General features: G+C 72.5%; 9 protein-coding genes. 1 reads left to right on the top strand and 8 read right to left on the bottom strand.

The genetic code is table 11. The annotated features are described in order from the left end of the window. Nucleotides 1-109: 109 nt before the first annotated feature. The 8 genes from ACZ7JZ_RS19005 to ACZ7JZ_RS18970 form a co-directional block, all read right to left on the bottom strand. Entirely contained in the window at nt 110-4,399 is a 4,290-nt protein-coding gene (locus tag ACZ7JZ_RS19005; RefSeq protein WP_470940494.1) for a discoidin domain-containing protein, read from the bottom strand. Nucleotides 4,400-4,534: 135 nt separating this feature from the next. After that, complete coding sequence (locus ACZ7JZ_RS19000) at nt 4,535-7,915, bottom strand: CARDB domain-containing protein (RefSeq protein WP_470940491.1); 3,381 nt, start codon at nt 7,913-7,915, stop codon at nt 4,535-4,537. A gap of 363 nt (nt 7,916-8,278) precedes the next feature. Further along, on the bottom strand, nt 8,279-9,289 hold the full coding sequence (locus ACZ7JZ_RS18995; RefSeq protein WP_470940488.1) for a LacI family DNA-binding transcriptional regulator: 1,011 nt from the start codon (nt 9,287-9,289) through the stop codon (nt 8,279-8,281). A 60-nt stretch (nt 9,290-9,349) separates the two neighbouring features. Beyond that, nucleotides 9,350-11,398, bottom strand: a complete 2,049-nt coding sequence (locus ACZ7JZ_RS18990) for a glycosyl hydrolase family 28-related protein (protein WP_470940485.1) — start codon at nt 11,396-11,398, stop codon at nt 9,350-9,352. 145 nt (nt 11,399-11,543) lie between these two features. Continuing rightward, nucleotides 11,544-13,154 (bottom strand): glycoside hydrolase family 13 protein, encoded by a 1,611-nt coding sequence (locus ACZ7JZ_RS18985; protein ID WP_470940483.1) that lies wholly within the window; start codon nt 13,152-13,154, stop codon nt 11,544-11,546. Nucleotides 13,155-13,304: 150 nt separating this feature from the next. Continuing rightward, nucleotides 13,305-14,180: a carbohydrate ABC transporter permease gene (locus ACZ7JZ_RS18980; protein WP_470940480.1), complete on the bottom strand. Its 876-nt coding sequence runs from the start codon at nt 14,178-14,180 to the stop codon at nt 13,305-13,307. 15 nt (nt 14,181-14,195) lie between these two features. Further along, entirely contained in the window at nt 14,196-15,161 is a 966-nt protein-coding gene (locus ACZ7JZ_RS18975; protein WP_470940477.1) for a carbohydrate ABC transporter permease, read from the bottom strand. A gap of 116 nt (nt 15,162-15,277) precedes the next feature. Beyond that, complete coding sequence (locus ACZ7JZ_RS18970; RefSeq protein ID WP_470940474.1) at nt 15,278-16,696, bottom strand: ABC transporter substrate-binding protein; 1,419 nt, start codon at nt 16,694-16,696, stop codon at nt 15,278-15,280. A gap of 588 nt (nt 16,697-17,284) precedes the next feature. Here ACZ7JZ_RS18970 and ACZ7JZ_RS18965 point away from each other — a divergent pair. Continuing rightward, nucleotides 17,285-19,720: an ATP-binding protein gene (locus ACZ7JZ_RS18965; protein ID WP_470940471.1), complete on the top strand. Its 2,436-nt coding sequence runs from the start codon at nt 17,285-17,287 to the stop codon at nt 19,718-19,720. The last annotated feature ends 81 nt before the right edge of the window (nt 19,721-19,801 follow it).

Below are 19,801 nucleotides of genomic sequence, written 5' to 3'. Positions count from 1 at the left end.
CAGCCCGTCTGCAAGGGGCTCATCGTACCGGGGCGGATCCCGCGGGCCGACGGGGCCGGCGCCCCCCGCAGGCTGCGGGGGGCGCCGGGTCGTGCCGGGGCGGGTGCCCTCAGCAGGGGTTGATGTTGATCTTGAAGTTGGTCGTGTTGCGGACGTCCTGGGCGTTGTCCTGCATGCGCAGGCAGTTGAAGGTGACCTCGCCGACCGCGGGGCCCTGGCCCGGCTCGGGCAGCTCGTTGGCCCACAGGGCCATGCCGGACTTGGCGTCGTACGCGTCGCCGGACCTGCGCGCGCCGGTGATGGAGATGTCGGTGAAGACGGTGTCCTTGACCGGGTTCTCGGGCTGGGAGCCGGTGTACTTCGTCTGGAACATGATCCCGCTGTACGTGGGGTCGACGATGTCCACGCGGTTGACCCGGATGCCCTGGAAGACCTTCGAGGCGGAGAAGATCCATATGCCGGGGAAGGTCTGGTTGCCCCAGAAGTGGCCGCCGGCCCGGACGATCGAGATGTTCTCGAAGGTGGTCGGGATGGTCCCGAAGCCGTTCATGGGGTAGCCGAAGTCCAGCGAGGAGATGGTGATGCCGGAGTAGACCAGGGTGTCGGCGATGTGGATGTTGCGGAAGGTGTTGTCGTAGCCGCCGTAGACCGCGATGCCCGCGGCCCGCCAGGTCAGGGTGGTGCTCAGGTTCTCGTAGACGTTGTTCTTCATGTCCGCCCCGCCGGCGTCGATGGCGGAGAAGAGCGCGAAGCTGTCGTCGCCGGTGGCGCGGGCGTCGTTGTTGGCGACCAGGTTGTCCGTGGAGCCGTTGGTCATGTTGACGCCGTCGGCGAACATGTTGCGGATCCGGGAGTTCTTGATGGTGGTGCGGTCGGTGTTGGCGCCCCAGAAGAGGCAGACCATGTGCTCGTTCCAGATGTCGTCGATGACCATGTCGGCGGTGTTCTGGAAGTCGAAGACCTTTCCGGGGCCGTCGATGCGGGTGGTGTAGTTGCCGAAGTAGGCGAAGCCCTTGAAGAGCGAGCCGTTGGCCGTGCCGTCGGCGCGGAAGCCGATGTCGGTGTTGTCCTGCGAGGCCGGGGCGTGGAAGCGGGTGTACCAGGGGCCCGCGCCGACGACCTTCACCGCCTTGCCGTAGACCTGGAACTTGCTGGAGGTCTGGTAGTCGCCCGGCGGCAGGTAGACGCCGGTGAGCTTGCCCGTGGTGTCCATGCGGACCTTGTCGAGGGCGTTCTGCACGTCCTGGTGGGTGAATCCGGCGGGGACGGTGTAGGCGGCCGGGTCCGGGTTGGGCGCGGCTGCGGTCTGCTCCAGGTTGACGAAGTCGATGGCGTAGTGGGCGGCGGTGTTCGCGGCGTCCTTCTGGAGGCGGATCCGGCTGCCGGCCGGGATCGTCTCGCCGAACATCAGGTTGGCCTCGTCGTAGATGTGGCGCGGTGCGCCGGAGCCCGGGTCGTTGCCGGGGCCGGCCTCGGCCCCGTAGAGCCAGGCGTACTTCGAGGTGAGGGGCAGCGCCTTCTTGAAGACGCCGTCGACGTAGACGTTGAGGGTGGAGTTCGTGCCGCCGCCGCCCGGGGCGTCCGGGATGGAGAAGCGGGTGACCAGGGTGTTGGTGGCGGCGCGGGTGGTGAACTCGACGTACTCGCCGGTGGCGTCCAGGGTGACGGCCCTGCGGCCGGAGGCCTCGCCCGCGGTGTCGCCGACGGTCCGGTTGGGCCCGGCGACGGTGGCGCCGCCGCCCGCGGCGGCGTCCTCGGCCTCGTACATCGTGTACGGCATGTTGGCGCCGCGGCCGACGAAGAGGGGCTGGGTGCGGGTGTTGTTCCCGCGCTTGACCGGCAGTTCGTTGGCGTCGGCGGCGATGACCGTCCGGACGGTGTACGAGCCGTTGGCGGCCGTCCACGGGCCGAGGGACACGTCAGCGCTCGCGCCGGGGGCCAGGACTCCGCTCTGGGCACCGGTCAGCGTCTTGACCACGCCGCCCTGCGCGTTGAGGAGCTCCAGGGTGACCGCGCGGCTGCCGGCCGCGGTCGCCTCCGTGCCCTGGTTCTTCACCGCGACCTTGAAGGTGACGGTGTCGCCGGCGGCCGGGCTGGACGGGGTGGTCGCCACCGAGGCGGCGAGCAGGTCGGAGCTGGCGAGCGGCTTGACCACGAGGGGGGTGGAGCGGGTGTGGGTGTTGTCGGTCTCGTTCTGCTCCAGGACCTCGTTCGCCTCGTCGGCGACCGCGCTGAGCTCGTACGAGCCCGCCGCGCGCACGCCGACGGGGACGGGGACGGTGGCCTGCTCGCCGGGGGCGAGGGCCGGGGTCTGCCCGGTGCCGGCCTTGGTGCCGCCGAGCCGGACGGCCACCTTGCTGGCGGGCGCCGCGGCCGTGCCGTGGTTGCGGACCACGGCGCTGACGGTGATCTCGTCGTCCTCGTCGGGGGCGGCGGGGGCCGTGGTCAGGGCGGTGACGGTGAGGTCCGGGTTGGGGGCGGGCACGCCGAAGGCCTGGAACTCGGCGAGCTGTCCGGCGCCGCCGCCGGAGTTGGCGGTGAAGCGCAGCCGTACGTCCGCCAGCCGCTCGGTGAGCGGGATGGTGACCGTGTTGCCGGAGGCGGGGTCGAAGGAGTAGCTCTTCGCCGCGACCCTGCTGCTGAAGCCGGCGGCGTTCTGCTCGCGGCCCAGGACCTCGACGGTCTGGGTGCGGGCCCCCCAGGCCTGGGCGGGGTTGAGTCTGAGGACGAGCCTGTCGAGGTCGGCGTTGGCGCCGAGCTTGACGGTGAGGGTCTGGGGGTAGGTGCCGCCGGCGCCCTCCCAGTAGGTGGCGGCGTCGTTGTCGTTGGCGCGGGCGGCGGCGAGTTCGCCCGTGGTCGAGGAGGCCTCGATGGCCTTGCCGACGGCGAGGTTGGAGCCGCTGCCGCCGCTGCCGTTGCGGGTGACGCTGTGGGAGGCGGCGGAGGAGTTGCCCGCGGCGTCCTTGGCGACCACGTGGTACGCCACGGTGGCGCTCGCCGGCTGGGTGTCGGTGTAGGTGGTGGCGTCGCCCGCGGTGGTGGCGCGCAGGACGTTGTTCGCGTAGACCTCGTAGGCCGTGACGCCGCGGTTGTCGGTGGCTGCGGTCCAGGTCAGCCTGACCTGGCCGGCGGCCGGTTCGGTGAACTGGAGGCCGCCGGGGGCCGTGGGGGCCTGGGTGTCGCCGCCGTCGCCGATGCGGGTGACGGTGTTGCTGTCGCCGGACTGGTTGCCGGCCGCGTCGCGGGCGCGGACCCGGTAGGAGACGGTCTGGCCGGTCGGGCGGGTGTCGGTGAAGGCGGTGACGTCGCCGCCGACCGTGGTCAGCAGGACGTTGTCGGCGTAGATGTCGTAGCCGGTGACGTCCTCGTTGTCGGTCGAGGCGTTCCAGGTGAGCCTGATCTGGCCGGTGGCCGGTTCGGTGTAGGCGAGGCCGGTCGGGGCGGTCGGCGCCTGGGTGTCGCCCGCTGCCGGGCCGTAGACCTCCAGCTCGGATATCTGGGCGGCCGGCCAGCCGGTGTTGGCGGTGACGAGGACGCGGACGTACCGGGTGGTCGTGGAGTCCGTCGTGATCGTGGCGGTGTTGTCGCCGGCCGCGTTGAACGCGTACGCCTGGGAGGCGGTCAGGTCGGTGAACCGGGTGCCGTCGGCGCTGCCCTGGATCTTCAGGGTCTGGCTGCGGGCGCCCCAGCCGGCCGGCAGCTTGAGGACGACGCGGTTGACGGCGACGGTGGAGCCGAGGTCGGCCTGGAGCCACTGCGGGAAGGCGTTGTTGGCGCTCTCCCAGTACGTGGCCCGGTTCCCGTCGTTGGCGCCCGGGGCGGCGTACACGTCCGAGTGGCTGCTCGCGGTGAGGGTCCGGCCCGCGGCGAGGTTCCCGGAGGAGCCCTCGGCGGCGTGCACCTCCAGCTCGGAGAGCTGCGCGGCGGGCCAGCCGGTGTTGGCGGTGAGGTGGACGCGGACGTACCGGGTCTGGGTCGCGGGGAAGGCGACGGTGACCGTGTTGGCGGAGCCGGGGCTGAAGGTGTACGAGGCGGAGCTCTTGAGGGTGCTGAAGGAGGTGCCGTCGGTGCTGCCCTGGACGGACAGGGTCTGGTTGCGGGCCTCCCAGCCGGCGGGCAGCTTCAGGACCACCTCGTCGACGCGGGCGGCCGTACCGAGGTCGGCCTGCACCCACTGGGGGAAGGAGGGGCCTGCGGCCTCCCAGTACGTGCCCTGGTTGCCGTCGGTGATGTTGCCGGCGGTGTAGCCGGACTGGGCGGTGCTCGCGGAGGCGGCGTCGCCCAGGGCGATGTTCGGGCCGCCGGCGGCCCGCGCGGTGAGCGCGGGGCCGCCGAGGGCCAGCAGGCTGGTCGCGATCGCGGCGCTCAGGCACCGCGACCGCCAGGTGGGGGTTCTCATTCTTCCTCGCTTCTCGGGCCGGGCCCGGCGCCGCCCGGCGGGGGCGGCGGCGGGCCCGGGTGTTCGGCAGGGTGGTGCGCGGGTGCGGGGCGCCCGCCGGGGGTGGCGGGCGCCGCGCCCGTTCGGGGGGGCGGGTCAGCCCTGCTGGAAGGTGAACTGGGTGCCGGGCTGGGAGCAGACGGCGCCCTTGGCGGAGTTGGTGATGGTCACGTCCGTCAGGGTGGCGCTGCCGCGGGCACCGCTCATGGCGAGGATTCCGCAGCCGTTGAGGGACTTGTCGACGGTCACGTTCGTGACCTTCACGTTCGGCATGGCGCCGCCGCCGGTCTTGAACTGGATGCCGTCGTACGTGGACTCGTGGATGTCGGTGTCGCGGATGGTGACGCCGGGGATGTCGGGGCCCTGGGCGAAGAGGGTGATGGCGCCGAACTCCTGGTCCTCGTTCCAGAAGGCGCCGCCGGTGCGGTGCAGGGCGTTGTTGGCGATCAGGGTCTGGCCGGAGAAGGGCAGCGGGTCGTGGTCGGTGGCCAGCATGATCCCGGGGTAGTTCATGGTGTCGGCGACGACGTTGTTCTCGATGGTGTTGCCGTGGCCGCCGTAGACCGCGATGCCGTTGGCCCGCCAGGGCAGCTGGACGGTGTTGTTGCGGAAGTGGTTGTCGTGGCCGACGTCCACGGAGGTGTCCTTGACGTACTTGCTGGCCCAGACGGCCAGGGCGTCGTCGCCGGTGTTGCGGAAGGAGGAGTTGTAGACGGTGGAGTTGCGGGTGCCGTTGGCGAAGTTCACGCCGTCGGCGTAGGTGTTGCGGATCCGCATGCCGGTGAACTCCAGGCCGTCGCCGGGGCCCCACAGCTCGGGGATGTTGGAGTAGTCGCGGCCGACCCAGGCGCCCACGTTGGCGTGCTCGATCCAGACGTTGCTGATCTTGGTGTTCTTGCCGAAGCGGCCGTTGAGGCCGACGCCGCCCTCGGCGTTGCCGTCGCCGCCGCGGATGGTGCCGGAGCCGAAGATGGCGATGTCGGAGATCTTGGTGTTGTCGTCGATGTCGAAGCCGAAGTTGCCCTCGTGGGGGTGGTTGATCCCGTTCGCCAGGTGCGGCGGGGTGAGGGTGTAGAGCTGGGAGTGCCACATGCCCGCGCCGCGGATGGTGACGTCCTTGATGCCGACCTGGTTGTGGTTGCCGCGGTTGAGCGGGTCGTCGGTGAGGATCTTCTGCTCCTGGCGCCACTGTCCGGCCGGGATCCAGACGCAGGGGATCTCGCCCTTCTGGTCGGCGGTGACGGCGCGCTGGAGGGCGTCGGTGTCGTCGGTGCCGTCGTTGGGCACCGCCCCGTACTCGGTGATGGACACGCACTCGGCGGGCTTGGCGGCCGGCGGGGCGACCTGCTCCAGGTCGATCAGGTCGAGGATGTAGAAGGCGGCGGTGTCCCCGGCGTCGCGCTGGAGGCGGAACTTGGTCCCGGCCGGGTAGGACTGGGCGAGCAGGGCGTTGGACTCGTCGAAGAGGCGCCGCGCGTCGCCGCCGGGGGTGTTGGTGAGCCCCTCGGGCTGGTCGGTGGTGCCGTACAGCCAGCTGTGCTTGGAGGAGAGGGTCAGCTTGCGGACGAACTGCCCGTCGGCGTAGAGGCTGAGCGTGGCCTCGCGGCCGCCGCCGGACGGGGCGTCGGGGATGGAGTTGCGTACGACGATGGAGTTGGCGGCCCCGGCTGAGGTGAACTCGACGTAGTCGCCGGTGGCGTCCAGGCGCACCGATTCGCGGCCCGAGGACTCGGTGGCGAAGTTGGTGTGGCCGAAGGGCCGGGTGGAGTCGGTGTACAGGAGGGTGCCGCGGTAGTCCGCGTCCTCCGCCTCGTACTCGGTGTAGGGGACGGCGGCGCCGCGGCCGACGACCATCGAGCGGGTGAAGACGTTGTTGGCCTCGTTGGTCTCGGTGACGGTGCCGGTGGCGTCGGCGGTGGCGGTGAGGGTGACGCCGCCGCTGGTGGCGGTCCAGGTGCCGGTGAGCGCGACGGTGGCCGTGGCGCCCGCGGCGATGGCGGGGGTGGCGGCGGAGAGGGTCGTCGGGCCGGCGGTGAGGCGGGTGGTGGTGCCCGCTGCGACGGCGGTGGTGCCGCGGTTCTGCACGGCGACCGTGAAGGAGACGGGGGCGCCGACGGGGGGTGCGGCCGGGTTGGGGGTGATGGCGGTGACCGTCAGGTCCGGGCCGGGGGCCTGGGAGACGGTGAGCTTGGCGGAAGCGGTCCGGCTGTTGTTGCCGTTGTCGAGCTCGGGCACGGTGTCCGCGGGGTCGACGGCCGCCGAGACGGTGTACGAGCCCGTGGGGCGCTTGCCGAGGGGGACGTCGACGGTCTTCGACTCGCCTGCGGCCAGTGCGGGTACGGGCGCGGAGCCCGCGACGGCGCCCTCCACGCTGACACTGACGGTGGTGGCGGGGGCCGCGGCGGTGCCGGCGTTGCGGACGGTGGCCTTGGCGGTGACGGCCTCGGCCTCGGAGGGGGTGGCCGGCTCCCAGGCCAGCTCGCCCACGACGAAGTCGGGTGCCGGGGCGGCGCGGCCGAGGACCTGGATCTCGGCGACCTGGACGCCGGTGGCGCCGGTGTTGGAGAAGCCGGTCAGGCGCAGGTCGGAGACCTTGCCGGTGACGGGGACCGTGACGGTGTTCTGGCCCGCCGAGGGGCTGAAGGTGTAGGTGGCGCGGGCCTTCAGGGTGCGGAAGGTGCTCTCCGCGGAGGCCCGGCCGAGGACTTCCAGGGACTGGGTGCGCGGGCCCCAGGCGGCGTTCGGGTTGAGCTTGACGGCGACGGCCTCGACGTCGGCGTCCGAGCCGAGCTTGACGGTGAGGCTCGCGGGGAAGCCGGCCGACTCCCAGTAGGTCGCCGTGTCGTCGTCGTTGGCGTTGGCCGCCGTGTAGTTCTGGGTGGTGGACGTGGCCTCGATCGGCTTGTTCCGGGCGAGGTTCGTGCCGGTGGCCGGGGGCGGGTCGCCGGGGTCACCGCCGTCGCCGGGGTCTCCGTAGACCTCCAGCTCGGAGAGCTGGGCGGCGTTCCAGCCCGAGTTGGATGCGATCTGTATCCGGACGAACCGGGCCTTGGCGCCGGGGAGTTGGATGCCCACGGTGTTGGCGGACGCGGGGTCGAAGGCGCGGGGCTGCGCCCCGGTGATGGTGCTGAACGCACTGCCGTCGGCGCTGCCGAGGATGCTGAGGGACTGGGTGCGCGCCTCCCAGCCGGTCGGGAGCTTGAGGGCGAGCCGGTCGAGGTCCGTCAGGGAACCGAGGTCGACCTGCACCCACTGCGGGAAGGAGCCCGCGGGGCCCTCCCAGTACGACTGCTGGCTGCCGTCGGTGACGTGGGACGCCGGGTAGCCGCCGTGCGCGCCGCCGGCGGTCGCGGTGCGGCCGAGTGCGAGATTGGGGTCCGCCGCCGCGTGGGCGGGGGCGGGGAGCAGTCCTGCGGAGAGGAGGCCCGCTGTCAGCAGACCGGCCCCCCAACGTCTGCTCGGGTGTGTGCCTCTCATGGTGACCTCTCCGCGATGCGGGCCCGGCCCGTGGCCTGTCGTCGTGTCCGGGAGCAGCCCTCGCCGGGGGAGGCGCGAGGGGGCCGGTGGTGGTGCGACAGGTTGCGCGCCGTGGAGCCCGACGTGACTCCGACAGGGATCGAATAACAGTCAGCCAATTTCTTGAGCAGCTTCTGCAACTCATTTGCGCTGTTAGCCCGCAAGGTTTCTACTGCATGACGAGTTTGTCAACGGGTTCCCTCCACTTACCGACAGGCAACATCTGCCGGAAACACCGACGGCACCGGTGCCGCCCCGCTCGGGGCGGGGGACACCGGTGCCGTGAGGTGATATGTCGTCAGTTTTCTTTCAGCCGGGGCGGGTTCAGCGCGCGGGCGGCGGGGCCGTGGAGCCGCGGACCACCAGCTCGGGCTCGAAGAGCAGCTCGCCCAGGTGGTGCTGTGCGCCCTGGATCTGCGCGCTCAGCAGGTCGACGGCGGCGCGCCCCATGGCCTCGATGGGCTGGCGCACGGTCGACAGGGGCGGCTCGGTGCAGGTCATGAACGCGGAGTCGTCGAAGCCGACGACGGAGACGTCCGACGGGACCCCGAGCCCCCGCCGGCGGGCGGCCCGGATCGCCCCGAGCGCCAGCGGGTCGCTGCCGCAGGCGATGCCGGTGACGCCCCGGTCCAGGAGGCGCGCGGCGGCGGCCTGCCCGCCCTCCAGGGAGAAGATGGTCCGCTCGACGAAGGCCTCGTCCCACCGGGTGCTGGCGGCCGCGGCGGCCACCCGGGCGGCCTCCAGCTTGCGGCGCGAGGGCACGTGGTCCTCGGGGCCGAGCACGAGCCCGATCCGCTCGTGCCCCAGCGAGGCCAGGTGGCGCCAGGCCTGCTCCATGGCGACGGCGTCGTCGCAGGCCACGCACGGGAAGTCCAGGCCCTCGATCGAGGCGTTGACCAGGACGACGGGGATATTGCGCTCGGCGAGCCGGTAGTAGTGCTCGTGCGGGGCGTCGGCCTGCGCGAACAGGCCTCCGGCGAAGACCACGCCGGAGACCTGCTGCTGGAGCAGCAGCTCCACGTAATCGGCTTCCGAGACGCCGCCCTTGGTCTGCGTGCAGAGCACGGGGGTGAGTCCCTGCTGGGCGAGCGCGCCGCCGATGACCTCGGCGAACGCGGGGAAGATCGGGTTCTGGAGCTCGGGGAGGACCAGGCCGACGAGCCGCGCGCGCTCGCCGCGCAGCTGCGTCGGCCGCTCGTACCCCAGCACGTCCAGCGCCGTGAGCACGGACTGCCGGGTGGCGTCCGAGACTCCGGGCTTGCCGTTGAGGACCCGGCTGACCGTCGCCTCGCTGACCCCCACCTTCTTCGCCACCTGAGCAAGTCGTCGCGTCATACACGCAAGCCTAGCGCAAAATCTGCAAAAGAATTGCGTCAATTCTGCAGGGTGACGGGCTCACCAGGGCGCGGGGGCCGGGGGCGGGACGACCGGGGGCCGGTCGTCGCAGGTGATGGTGTTGGGCAGGAGCCAGGGGGCCAGCCAGCCGCCGTCGTTGCCCCCGCGGTCGGTGAGGGCGAACTCCGATCCGGTGGCCGGGAAGTTGAAGGAGCCGCAGTTGTTGACCCCGACGGCGCCCACGTTGCGGGCGTCGACGTTCTCGAAGGTGGCGGAGCCCTTCGTACGGGCGCTCAGGACCGAGTTGCCCGCGCCGTCGACGCGGATGTCCTTGAAGTGCACCGAGGGGATGCCGTAGCGGTCCTTCACCCCGTACTCGCTCACCAGCATGACCGCGTTGTGGGTGGAGTCGAGGTAGTGGTCGCCGGTGACGCGGACGTCGGCGTCTATGGAGCCGTCGAGGGCGTACATCCACAGGGCGCCCAGGCCGATCTTCCAGTTGGGGTCCAGGGTGCCGGCCCGGACGGCGGTGTTGCCGGTGAAGCGGAGCGTCCCGGTGAAGGGTTCGGCGCCGAAGCGCGCCCCGGCGTGCAGGGCGCTGCCCTCGCGGACCGGGTCGGCGACCAGGTTGCCGCTGACCGTGGTGTCCTCGCCGCCGTATACGGCGATGCCGTTGGCGAGGGTGGGCGACTGGACGGTGTTGCGGTCGACGGTGTTGCGCGCGTCGGCGGTCTTCTCCGACCACAGGGCGATGCCGTCGTCGCCGGTGTTGCGGATGAAGTTGTCGCGGACGACGGAGTCGGTGACACCGGTGTGGAAGTTCAGGGCGTCGGCGATCTGGTCGGTGATCACGTTGCCGGTGACGCGGACGTTGCTCATGGGCCCGTCGAACCAGAGGCCGGCCTTGGTGCGGTGCAGGTACAGGCCGGTGACCGTGGAGTCGCTCATGGCGCCGCCGATGGCGTTGACCTGGTCGGTGTCGATCCGTTCGCGTACGTCGCCCTCGATCGCGAAGCCGGACAGGTGCACGTCGCGGCTGCCGCCCTCGGCGGCGGGCCGGCCGTAGAGGCCGATGCCGGTGTGGACCGAGCCGTCGGGCGCCGGTTCGGGCAGGGTCACCCGGCGGCCCTTGAGCACGGTGTGCCAGCTGCCCGCGCCGACGATCGTGACCCGGTCGACGGTGATGTGCCGGTCCACGCGGAAGGTGCCCGGCGGCAGGTAGACCGGCCGCCCGGTGCGCCGGGCCGCGGCGATGGCCCGCTCGATGGCGGGGGCCGCGTCCCGGCGCCCGGCCGGGTCGGCGCCGAAGGCCCGTACGTCGATCCCTCCGCGTTCGACGTGCGGTGCGGCGACCAGCTCGGTGTCCAGGAGGTCGATGACGGTCCAGGCGGCGGGGCTGCCGGCGGGGGCGGTGAGCCGTACGGTCTCCCCCGCGCGGAAGGTCCGCCCCAGCAGCAGGCGCTGCTCGTCGTAGAAGTGGGTGGGCCGGAAGGGCTTGGTGATGACGGGCGCGGGGGTCGTGGCGGACGGGACGCAGGAGCACTCGGCGAGCCACCAGTCGGGGTGGAGCAGGTCCGCCTGCGGGTCGTTGGTGAAGGGGTACTGGTTGTACAGCCAGGAGTACGCGGAGGTCAGGGTCATGGTGGCGCGGGGCTTTCCGGCCACGCCGATGTGCAGCGGCGCCGTGGTGCCGCCGCCCCCGGGCGCGTCGGGGATGCTGTAGCGGACGGTGAGGGCGTTGGCGGCGCGGGGCAGGGTGAACTCGACGTACTGCCCGGGGGCGAGCCGGACCGCCCGGCGGCCGGAGGCCTCCGAGGGGAGGGTGTGCGCGGTGCGGTCGGGGCCGATGACGGTGCCGTTCGTACGGGCGTTCTCGGCCTCCTGCTCGTCGAAGGCGACGGCGGCGCCGCGGCCGGCGACCAGGGCCGGTTCGAGGCCGGCGCGGGTGACGACGGCTCCGGCAGGGTACGGGGCGGGGGCCGGGGCCGGGCGGGCGGGTGCGGCGGTGGCGATGCCGCCGGCGGCCTGGCCGAGGCAGAGCAGGGCGCAGGCGGCGGCGGTGGCGACCGCACCGGTGCGCAGGCGCGGGGGGACGCGGCGGGGGGACATCGGGCCTCGCTTCTTCGCTGCTTCGGAAGGGGACGGAGGAGGACGGAAGGGGGACGGAAGGGGTGGGGCTCGGGGCGCGGGCGGGGGGCGACAGGGGCCGGGCGGTCGGGTCTGGCGCCGGGGCTTCAGGTCGGGAGCCGGGGCTTCAGGTCAGGAGCCAGGCGGCCGTGTCGTCCGGGAGCCTGCCGTCGGCGGTCAGCGGGCCGCTGGCCAGCAGGAGTTCGCGGTGGGCGGGCAGGGGCACGGGGCTGCCGGAGAGGTTGGCTACGCAGGTCAGGCCGTGGGCGCGGGTGAAGGCGAGGACGCCGTCCGGGGCGGGGAGCCAGGTGAGGGGTCCGTCGCCGAAGCCGGGCACGGTGCGGCGCAGGGCGAGGGCGGTGCGGTAGAGGGTGAGCATGGAGTCCGGGTCGGCGCTCTGCCGGTCGACGGCGTAGCGGGCCCAGTCGGCGGGCTGGGGCAGCCAGGTCCCGGTGCCGGCGGCGGTGCCGAATCCGTACGCGGGTGCGTCGGCCTCCCAGGGGAGGGGGATGCGGCAGCCGTCGCGGCCGGGGTCGGTGCCGCCGGAGCGGGCGTGCATCGGGTCCTGGATGTGCTCGCGGGGGACTTCCCCCTCCGGGAGGCCCAGTTCCTCGCCCTGGTAGAGGTAGACGGAGCCGGGCAGGGCGAGGGTGAGCAGGGCGGCGGCGCGGGCGCGGCGGGTGCCCAGTTCCAGGTCGGTGGGGGTGCCGAAGCGCTTGGTGGCGAAGTCGAAGGCGGTGTCGGCGCGGCCGTAGCGGGTGGCGGTGCGGGTGACGTCGTGGTTGCAGAGCACCCAGGTGGCGGGGGCGTGGACGGGCGCGTGCTCGTGGAGGGTGTTGTCGATGGTGTCGCGGAGGCGGCCGGGCTCCCAGGGGCAGGCGAGGAAGTTGAAGTTGAAGGCGGTGTGGAGCTCGTCGGGGCGCAGGTAGCGGGCGAAGCGCTCGGCGTCGGGGAGCCAGACCTCTCCGACGAAGACGCCCCCGTACTCGTCGGCGACGGCCCGCCAGGAGCGGTAGACCTCGTGGATCTCGTCCTGGTCGATGTACGGGTGGGGGTCGGTGCCCTCCGTGAAGTCGCGGAGGGCGGGGTCCTTGGTGAGGAGGGCGGCGGAGTCGATGCGTACTCCGGCGACTCCGCGCTCGAACCAGAAGCGCAGGACGTCCTCGTGCTCGCGGCGGACGTCGGGGTGGTCCCAGTTGAGGTCGGGCTGCTCGGGGGTGAACAGGTGGAGGTACCACTCGCCGTCGGGGACGCGGGTCCAGGTGTTGCCGGAGAACTGCGAGGGCCAGTCGTTGGGCGGCAGTTCGCCGTGCTCTCCGCGGCCGGGGCGGAAGTGGAAGCGGGCCCGCTCGGGGCTGCCGGGGCCGGCGGCGAGGGCGGCCCGGAACCAGGCGTGCTGGTCGGAGACGTGGTTGGGGACGATGTCGACGATGACGCGCAGCCCCAGTTCGGCGGCTTCGGCGATGAGCTTCTCGGCCTCGTCGAGGGTGCCGAAGGCGGGGTCGATGGCGCGGTAGTCGGCGACGTCGTAGCCGCCGTCGACCAGCGGGGAGGCGTACCAGGGGGTGAACCAGACGGCGTCGACGCCGAGTCCGGCGAGGTGGGGCAGTCTCTCCCGGATGCCCGCGAGGTCCCCGGTGCCGTCGCCGTCGCCGTCGGCGAAGCTGCGCGGGTAGACCTGGTAGATGACGGCGTCGCGCCACCAGTCGGCGGTGCGGGACGGAGTGGGGGCGGCCACGGGGTTTCCTTTCGGGCAGGACGGGGCCTCGCCGCCGCCCCGGATGGCGGGGTCGGATGGGCCCGGGGCGGCGGCGAGTGATCGGGGGGTGCCCGGGAGGCTTCGGGCAGGTGCGGCGGGCGGGGGTGCGCGGGGCGGGGGATCCGGGGGTCAGCCCTTGAGGCCGCCCGCGGTCAGGCCGCCCATGATGTTGCGCTGGAAGAGCAGGAAGACGATCAGCGTCGGCAGGGAGGCGATGGTGAGGGCGGCGATGAGGACGTTGACGGGGACCCCGGTGGAGAGCGAGTAGATGCCCACGTTGAGGGTCTGCTTCGAGGGGTCGGGGAGCGTCAGCATCGGCCAGAGGAAGTCCTTCCAGACCCCGACCACCGCGAAGATCGACACGACGCCGAGGACGGGCCGCGAGATCGGCAGGACGATCGACCACAGGATCCGCACCGGGCTCGCGCCGTCGATGGACGCGGCGTCGAGGATCTCCTTCGGGATCGAGTCGAAGAACCGCTTCAGCAGGAAGATGTTGAAGGCGTTGGCCACGGACGGCAGCCAGATCGCCCAGGGGGTGTTGAGGAGGTTGCGCTCGACGACCGGGACGTCCAGCACGGTCAGGTACTGCGGTACGACGAGGACGGTCGCCGGGATCATGAGGGTGGCGAGCATCATCCCGAGGACGGCCTTGCCGAGCACGGGGCGCAGTCTGGACAGGGAGTAGGCGGCGGCCACGTCGAGGACCAGTTGGAAGGCGAGGGCGCCGAGGGCGTAGTAGAAGGTGTTGAACAGCAGGGAGGACAGGTCCATGACCTCCCAGGCGCGGCTGTAGTTCCCGGGCGTGAAGCTCTCGGGCACGAGGGTCGGCGGGGTCCGGACCACCTCCTGGGTGTCCTTGAACCCGCTGGAGACCAGCCAGTAGAGGGGGCCGAGGAAGACCAGGGTGAAGCCCGCGGTGACCAGGGCGAAGGCGCTCCAGTACAGGCGCCTGCCGCGGGGTCGGGCGAGGGCGGCCGGTGAGATGAGCGTACGTGCGGACATGCTGTCCTCCCGGTCCTATGCGTCCTCGGAGCGGCTGAGCTTGGCGTACGCGGCCGAGAATCCGGCGAGCAGTACGAGCAGGAGCAGGCCGAGGGCGGCCGCGGCGCCGTAGTTGTTGAAGTTGAACGCGTACTGGTAGATGAGGTAGACGACGGTGGTGGTGGAGCCCTCGGGGCCGGCGCCGCCGGTGAGCAGGAACGGTTCGACGAAGACCTGCATGGTCGCGATGACCTGCATGAGGAACATCAGCGAGAGGATGAGGCGCGTCTGCGGGACGGTGACGTGCCAGATCTTGCGCAGCAGCCCGGCGCCGTCGAGTTCGGCGGCCTCGTAGAGCTCGCCCGGGATGCCCTGGAGGGCGGCGAGGTAGATCAGGGTGGCGCCGCCCATGTTCATCCAGGTGGAGGCGATGACGAGGGCGAACATCGCGATGTCGGCGTCCTGGAGCCACTGCTGTTCGGGCAGGTGGAGGAGGGCGAGCAGTTCGTTGAGGAGGCCGTAGCCGGGGTCGTACAGGTACTGGAAGAGCAGGACGGCTGCGACCGGCGGGAGCATCACGGGCAGGTAGACCAGGAGCCGCAGGTAGGCCTTGCCGTGCCGGAACTCGTTGATCGCGACGGCGAGGACGAAGGGGACGGCGAAGCCGAGGAGCAGGGCGAGGGCGGTGTACCAGAGGGTGTTGCCCCAGGCCTGCCAGAAGGCCGGGTCGTTGAAGACGGTGCGGAAGTTGTCGAATCCGACCCAGACGGACTCGCCGCTCTCGGTCTTCTGGAAGGCCAGGAGGAACTCCCTGACCATCGGGTACCAGGAGAAGACGGCGAAGCACAGGACGGCTCCGGCGAGGAAGGCGTGGGCCGTCAGGTTGCGCCGCAGGCTGCCGGCGAAGGAGCCGGCCGGGGCCGTGGTCGCCGGGTCCTCCCGGCGCGGCCGGGGCGGGCGGGGGCTCCCCGCTCTTCTCGGGGTCAGGCTCGGGGCCGACATGCGTGCGTGCTCCTCGGCTGAGGTGGGGCTTACGGGCGTACGGGCTGGGCGCGTACCGGCGTACCGGCGTGCGGGCGGGGTGGGGCGCGGTGGGCGCGGCGCCCCGCCCGGGGCCGTCACTGGTTGGCCAGCACCTGGTTGACCTGCGTCTCCGCGGTGGACAGGAGCTTGTCGATGTCGGCGTCCTTGTTGGTGAGGATGCCGGACATGACGTTGTCGAGGACCTTGTAGATCTCCTGGGCCTTCGGCGGCTCGGCCTTGCCGGGGACGGGGGCGTCGGTGAAGGCCTTGAAGTTGGCGACCGGCATGGTGGCGTTCGCGGCGCGGGCGGCGTCGTCCTTCGCCTTGGACTCGTTCAGCCAGAAGTTGGGCTGCGGGAGGCCGACGGGCAGCTTGTCGGCCTTGGTGCGGGCCCAGTCGAACTGGCCCTTGCCGACGGTGGTGAACTTGAAGTTGAGCCAGGCGATGCCGGCCTTGACCTTGTCGGGCGAGATGCCCTGCTTGATCATGTAGCCGTTGCCCCCGGCGAGGGTGTTCTTGCCGCCGGGGATCGGCCCCATCCCGAAGTTCTCGTACTTCGCGCCCAGCTGCTGGACCATGTACGTGATGTCGTCGGGGGCGGCGAGGAACATGCCGAGCTTGTCGGTGGCTATCTGCTTCTGCAGGTCGCCCCACTTGAGCAGCTGGGTCTTGCCCATGCTGTCGTCCTCCCAGCGCATGGCGTGGAGGTTCTCGGCGAGCTGCTTGCCGAGGTCGTTGTTGAAGGCCGCCTTCTTGCCGGTCGCGTCGACGATGTCGCCGCCGAGGCTGTAGAGCTGCGCGGTGAAGTGCCAGCCGCCGGTGTTGGCCGCGCTGTACTCGCCGAAGCCGGAGATGCCGTTGCCGAGGGCGGCGATCTTCTTGGCGGCGGCCCGGACCTCGTCCCAGGTCTTCGGCGGGGTGTCGGGGTTCAGGCCCGCGTCCTTGAAGAGCTTGCGGTTGACGAGCAGGCCCATCGTGTAGTTGCTGGTGGGCAGACCGTAGAGCCTGCCGTCGCTCCTGAGGACGTCGAGCACGTTCGGGTCGATGTCCTTGAGGGCCGGGACCGTCTTGTCGCTGACGTAGGCGGAGAGGTCGGTGGCGCCGTCCTCGGACAGGACCTGCGGCAGGTCCGTGAAGTAGGTGTAAAACACGTCCGGCTGGGACTTCGCCTTGAGCATCGCGGTGAAGCGCGGGGGCTCCAGGCACTGGCCCGGGGTGGAGCGCCCCTCGATGGTGACGTTCGGGTACGTCTTGTTGAACTCGGCGACGTCCTCCTTCCACTCCTTGAGCTCGGCCGCCTTCGCCGCCGGGGGCATGCAGTCGATCGTGATCGACACCTTGGTCTTCGGGTCCAGCGGGGCGGAGGCGTCGGCCGAACCGCTCGGCTGCCCGGCGCCGTCACCCCCGTCCTTGCTGCTGCTCGTACCGCAGGCGGCGAGCGCGGTCAGCGTCACGGCGGAGGCGAGGGCGACCGCGCTGGCGCGGCGGGTACGGCGGAGCCTGGCACTTCTCATCAGGTGGTCCCCTTCGGGCAGGAACGTGGAGGTCGCCCCACCGGGCTCGGCGACTGCGGTGTGGGGCGCGGCACACTCAACCACCACCAACAAGTGAACGCAAGATATCGCGCAGATTTTGGAATTGCCCGACAGCCGACCCATCACCCGGACCCCCGCAAGCCGGACAGACCGACTACCTGCTGGCTGGACGGGGTATGGGGGCACAAGGGGGCGGCGGGGCGCACGCTGGGTCCCGTCGAACCCGCCGAAGTGACCGTCATGATGCGTGCAATATTTGCGTGATCTCTTCGAAATTTTCCGGCCAGGGGTGGGCGGGGTGGCGTGATCACCCCGGACGAGACCTCAGAACCGGTGGGGGGACCGGCCGCGGCTGGCAGGGTCGGGCCGCATGGGGTGCACCTCCTGCAAGCCCATCCGCGAGGACACGGCGGTGTGGGTGGTCCGCGGCCCGGTGGCCTGCCCGGGGTACGTGGTGGCCGGATGCGGATCGGGGGATTCCAGGGGGTGGGGCGGGGTCCGGCATACTTCTGCCGGAAGGATTCGGCGGACCGGCCGGTCCGCGCGGTACCGGGGGACACAGCGGGCATGGGGACGGACACACCGGCCGACGGAGGGTTCGGGGCGCTCCTGCTGGACCTGCGCAGCGGGGCCGGGATGAGCCAGGAGGAGCTGGCGCACGCCGCCGGAGTGAGCGTACGGGCCCTGTCGGACCTGGAGCGCGGGCGGACCCGGGGGCCGCAGCGGCGCACCGTGGAGGCCCTGGCCGCGGCCCTGGGACTCGATGCGGCGGGCGCCGCGGAGCTGGAGCGGGCGGCCCGGCGGGGACGGCCGCGCCCGCGGCGGGCCGGGGGGCGGACGGAGGTGCAGGCGGAGCCGGAAGCGGAGGCGGACCCGAAGGCCGAGGCGGACCCGCAGCCCGAGGCGGACCCGAAGCCGGACCCCCGCCCGCAGCCCCGAACAGACCCGCTGCCGGGAGCCGCCGCCCACCACCCCCTCGCCCTCCCCCGCGATCTGCGCGATTTCACCGCCCGCGGGCGGGCGCTGGCGCGGTTGGCGGAGCTGGCCGGGGAGGACGGTGCCCGCGGGTATCCGCCGGTGGCCGTGGTCAGCGGCCAGCCGGGGCTGGGCAAGACGGCCTTCGCCGTGCACGCGGCGCACGCCCTCGCACCGCACTACCCGGACGGGCAGTTCTACCTCGACCTGCGCGGAATGGACCCGCAGCCGACCCCGCCGCGCGAGGCGCTCGCCCGCCTGCTGCACGCCCTCGGGGTCTCCGGCGGCGAGGTGCCCGCCGGCACCGGGGAGCGCAGCGGCCTGCTGCGGTCCGTACTGCGCGGCAGGCGGGTCCTGCTCCTGCTGGACAATGCGGCCGACGAGGAGCAGGTACGGCCCCTGCTGCCCGGCGGGGGGTCCTCGCTCACCCTCGTGACCAGCCGTCAGGCCCTGGCCGGGCTCGAAGCCGTCCACCGCGCCGAACTGGCCCTGCTGCGCCGGGAGGAGGCCGTCGAGCTGCTCACCCGCATCGTCGGTGCGGAGCGGGTCGCGCGGGAGGCGCAGGCGGCCCGCGACCTGGCCGAGCTGTGCGGCCACCTGCCGCTGGCCGTACGGATCGCCGGGCAGCGCCTCGCCGCCCGGCCCGGCGACCGGATCGCCAAGCTCGTCGGCCGGCTCGCCGCACAGGGCGAGCGGCTGGACGCCCTGCGGGCCGGATCGCTGGAGGTGCGGGCGGCGTTCGGGCTGTCGTACCGGCAGCTGAGCCCGGAGGCCCGTACGGTCTTCCGGCGCTCCTGCCTGGCCGCGGGCCCCGACTTCAGCCCCGGGACCGCCGCGCAGCTCGCCGGGGTGCCGGTGCGGGTGGCCGCGCGGTGCGCCGAGGAGCTGACCGACGCCGGGCTGCTCCAGCCGCACCCCTCCGCGGACCGCTACCGCTACCACGACCTGCTCGCCCTGTACGCCGCCGAGCAGGCGGCCGGGGAGGACGGGCCGGAGGAGATCGCCGCCGCCGGGGAGCGGGCGGGCCGGTGGGCGCTGAGCCGGGCCACGGCCGCCGCGCTGCTCTTCGACGCCGGGGCGTCGCCCGTACCCGGCGGCGCGGCGGACGGGGACCCCGACCCTGCGACCGCGCCCGCCGGGCCGGTCGAGGCGCAGACCTGGCTGGAGGAGGAGCGGGCCCAGTGGCTGGACGGGCTGCGGCGGGCGCAGGCGGCCGGGGACCACCGGCGGGTGGTCGATGCGGCGGAGGCGATGCACTGGTTCTCCGACCGGACCCTGCACTGGGAGCTGTGGGCGGAGGTGTTCCGGCGGGGCGCCGATTCGGCGCGCGCGCTGGGCAGCCTGCGCGAGGAGGCCGTGCAGCTGAACTACCTGGCCTGGGCCTACGACGTGTGCCTCTACGACCACGCCGCCGGCCTCGCCACCGCCCGGACCGCCCTCGACCTGGCCCGGGAGGCCGGCGACGAGGTGCAGGTGGGGTGGGCCATGAGCTATGCGGCCGGGGCGCTGCACCGGCTCGGCCGGACCGAGGAGGCCATCGGGGAGTTCCGGCGGGCCGCCGCGCACCTCGCCCCGCTGCCCGGCCTCGACGCCCGCCTGGCGGAGCTCAGCGCGCTCAACCTGATGGGCCGGCTGCTGCGCCTGTGCGGACGGGCCGACGAGGCGCTGGCCATCCACCGGCGCAGCGAGGCCCGCAGCCGGGTGGGCGTGCCGGGCGAACCGCAGGAGGTGATGGGCCTCTACTTCGCCTCCAGCCGCCAGCACATCGGCAACGACCTGGCCGCGCTGGGCCGCTGGGCGGAGGCGGAGGCCCCGCTGTCGTACGCGCTCGCGCACTTCGAGGCCGCCAGGATGCCGGTCTGGAGCGCATCCGCCCGGCTCGACCTGGGCATCGTCCTGCGCCACCTCGCCCGCCACGAGGAGGCCCGCACCACCCTGACCGCGGCCCACGAGTCCCTCTCCCACCTCGGCAACCCCCGCCGCCTGGAAGCCGCCGCAGAACTCCACAGCCTGAACACCACACGTTGACCGCCACATCTTGACCACCGCCGCCGACCGGACGGTTTGAGGGCGGGGGGGACCGGTCGCGGGCCAGGAACAACCGCCTGG

The sequence above is a fragment of the Streptomyces sp. NPDC038213 genome (assembly GCF_055600495.1).
Note: the sequence above shows the minus strand (reverse complement) of the source record. Positions and strands in the feature narration are given on the sequence as shown.